Raw genomic sequence first — 2,828 nt, 5'->3', positions numbered from 1 at the left:
CCGGCTGGCGACGAACGCGCCTCAGCCCAGCCTTGGATCAGCCCCGAGCAGGTGCTGATGCAACTGCGTGAACACCTCGCGACCGGGCACCTGGCCGCGGGCGCCTTTGCGCAGGCCCACGAAGCCGTGCTGCGGCGGGCCCTGGGCGAGGCGCAGCTGCAGCGCCTGAACCAGGACCTGCAGCGCTTCGACTACGAAGCCGCGCTGCAGTCGCTCACCCAGCCCGCCGAGTAGAACTGTCCTCGCGTTCAGTCTTCCCGCATTTGCGCGGCCTTGGCAATGGGCCCCAGCCTGGCCTTCTCGGCGGCCAGGAACTTGCGGAAGTCCTCGCGGCTGCCACCGGTCGGGTCGATCGCCATGGGGATCAACCGGGCCCGCAGTTCGCTGGACTTCAGCGCCGTGTTCACCGCGGCATTGAGCTTGTCCAGGATCGCGTCCGGCGTGCCCTTGGGCGCGAACACGCCGGTCCAGTGGCCGATCACGATGTCGTTGAAGCCCTGCTCCTGCGCCGTGGGCAGGTCCGGCAGCGCGGCAATGCGGCGACTCCAGGTCGAGGCGATGGGGATCAGCTTGCCGCCCTTGATCATCGGCAGCACGATGGGGCTGCCTTCGGAGGTCGCGTCCACCTGGTTGCCCACCACGGCCGACATGCCTTCCGAACCGCTCTTGAACGGGATGATCTGCATCTTCGCCCCGGCCTTGAGCTTGAGCATCTCGGCGACGAAGTGCGGCGTGCTGCCGGTGCCGGCGGTCGAGAAGTTCAGGCCATCGCCCTTTTTCGAAGCGGCAACCAGGCCCTTCAGGTCCCTGATCTTCGAATCGGCCGGCACCACGATGACCGACGGGCTCACGGCCATCATCACCACCGGCACCAGCGCGTCTTCCTGGTAGGGCATCTTCGTCTTGATCATCGCGTTGGTGATCACACCGGCCGCAGGCGTCAGGAAGGTGTAGCCATCGGGGGCGGACTTGGCGACGATGTCGGCGCCCAGCATCGAGCCGGCACCGGGCTTGTTCTCGATGATGATGGTGGCGCCCAGCACCTTGGCGGTGGCCTCGGCCACCGCGCGGGCCACGATGTCGTTCGAGCCGCCGGGCCCGAAAGGCACGACGAAATGGATCGGCTTGCTGGGCCAGGGCGCGGCTTGCGCCTGGGCCAGGCCGGGCAGGGCGGCGGCAAGCGCCAGGGCCAGCGTGTGCCGGCGTGAGAAGAGGGAAGACGTCACAGGGGGTTCCTTTGGGATCGGCACAGTTCAATGCTATGCGATGACTCCTAGGGTAGTCCCTTGGTCGCTGGCCAGGCCTGTGGAAACCGCGTAAACCCCGCGCAGCCGTTCCCGGTACCTGCTCAGTGCTTGGCCAGGAAGGCGCGCGCCGTGTCCAGCGCGGCGCGGATGGTCACGTCCATGTCCATGTAGCGGTAGGTGCCCAGGCGGCCGACGAAGGTCACGCCTGGCTCCGCCGCGGCGCGCGCCTGGTAGGCCTTCAGCAGGTCGTCGCCTTCGGTCAGGTGCACGGGGTAGTACGGAATGTCGGCCTCGCCGCAGCTGCGGCTGAATTCCGTGTAGCAGACGGAAGCCGCATGGGTTTCCCAGGGCGAGAAATGCTTGTGCTCGGTGATGCGGGTGAAGGGCACGGCCTCGTCGCAGTAGTTCATCACCGCGCAGCCCTGCACGTCGCCCTCGGCCTCGGAGCGCTGGAAATCCAGCGTGCGGTAGGGCAGGCGGCCCAGGTCGTAGCCGTAGAAGCCGTCCACCGGGCCGGACCAGAACACGTGGTCGAACTCGGCCAGCGCATCGGGGGCCAGCGGTGTGCCCAGCTTCACCTCGATGTTGGGGTGGTCCAGCATCTTCTCCACCATCTCGGTGTAGCCGTTTTCCGGCATGCCCTGGTGCTTGTGGAAGAAGTAGTTGTCGTTGTAGTTGAAGCGCACCGGCAGCCGCTTCAGGATGGCCGCCGGCAGGCGCTTCGGGTCGACTTCCCACTGCTTCAAGGTGTAGCCGCGAAAGAAGGTTTCGTACAGCTCGCGGCCGATGAAGCGCAGCGCCTGCTCCTCGAAGCTCTGCGGGTCGGCGATGCTGGTGTCGGCCTGTTCCTGCGTGATGAAGGCCTCGGCCTCGGCCGGCGAGAAAGTCTTGCCGAAGAATTGGTTGATGGTGTGCAGGTTGATCGGCAACGAGAAGACCTGGCCGCGTGCGGTGGCCTTCACGCGGTTCACGAAGGGCATGAAGCGCATGTAGCGGTTCACCAGCGCCCAGACCTCGTCGTCGTCGGTGTGGAAGATGTGCGGGCCGTAGATGTGCACCATCACCTGGGACTTTTCGTCGCGCTCGGTGTGGCAGTTGCCGGCCACGTGCGGCCGCTTCTCGAACAGCGTGCAGCGGTGGCCTTGTTCGGCCAGTTCGCGGGCGATCACCGCGCAGGACAGGCCGGCACCGGCCATGCCGATGTGCAGCGGGCGGCCAGCCGGGCCGGCGGCGGGAGCGGAACTTGGGGTCATGGTCACCTCGCACCGCCTCGCACGGGCGGCTGGCGCCTGGAACGGCCAGGCCCGGCCGAAAGCGCATGCGGCGCGGCAGGGAGCTTCGGCAGCTTGCATTCTCCGGGCCTGGCGATGGCCCCGGGTCGGTGAAAAGCCCCATGGAAGGCGGCTTGTTCTCAAGCTGGGGCGGGGCGGTGCCGATAGTGGCCTCATGGCAGGCCTCGGCTTGCCGCCTCGATCCACACATCCATGGTGCAAGACCCTTTCGCGAACGCAGCTCAGGCCAGGCTGGACGCCAGCCGCGCCGCCGCCTTGCTCGACCAGGCCCAGGTGGGGCTGGTCGTGG

At 67.4% G+C, this 2,828-nt stretch carries 3 protein-coding genes; 1 reads left to right on the top strand and 2 read right to left on the bottom strand.

Features of this window, described 5'->3' with window-relative positions:
* The coding region (locus tag FKP22_RS32795; protein WP_211361593.1) for a hypothetical protein at positions 1-234 on the top strand (234 nt) is incomplete at its 5' end.
* Positions 235-248: 14 nt separating this feature from the next.
* Here the strand turns inward: FKP22_RS32795 and FKP22_RS26265 are convergent.
* Together FKP22_RS26265 and FKP22_RS26260 are read right to left on the bottom strand one after the other, a co-directional pair.
* Positions 249-1,226 (bottom strand): tripartite tricarboxylate transporter substrate binding protein, encoded by a 978-nt coding sequence (locus FKP22_RS26265; RefSeq protein WP_141290829.1) that lies wholly within the window; start codon positions 1,224-1,226, stop codon positions 249-251.
* Positions 1,227-1,348: 122 nt separating this feature from the next.
* Positions 1,349-2,500: a UDP-galactopyranose/dTDP-fucopyranose mutase family protein gene (locus FKP22_RS26260; protein ID WP_211361592.1), complete on the bottom strand. Its 1,152-nt coding sequence runs from the start codon at positions 2,498-2,500 to the stop codon at positions 1,349-1,351.
* Between the last annotated feature and the right edge of the window lie 328 nt (positions 2,501-2,828).

This window comes from Ideonella azotifigens (assembly GCF_006519715.1).
GTDB classification, from domain to species: domain Bacteria; phylum Pseudomonadota; class Gammaproteobacteria; order Burkholderiales; family Burkholderiaceae_C; genus Ideonella; species Ideonella azotifigens.
Note: the sequence above shows the minus strand (reverse complement) of the source record. Positions and strands in the feature narration are given on the sequence as shown.

What these genes read in the sequence shown, in the direction of transcription:
- FKP22_RS26260 (WP_211361592.1), bottom strand. Translation starts at nt 2,500, where the DNA reads ATGACCCCAAGTTCCGCTCCCGCCGCCGGCCCGGCTGGCCGCCCGCTG.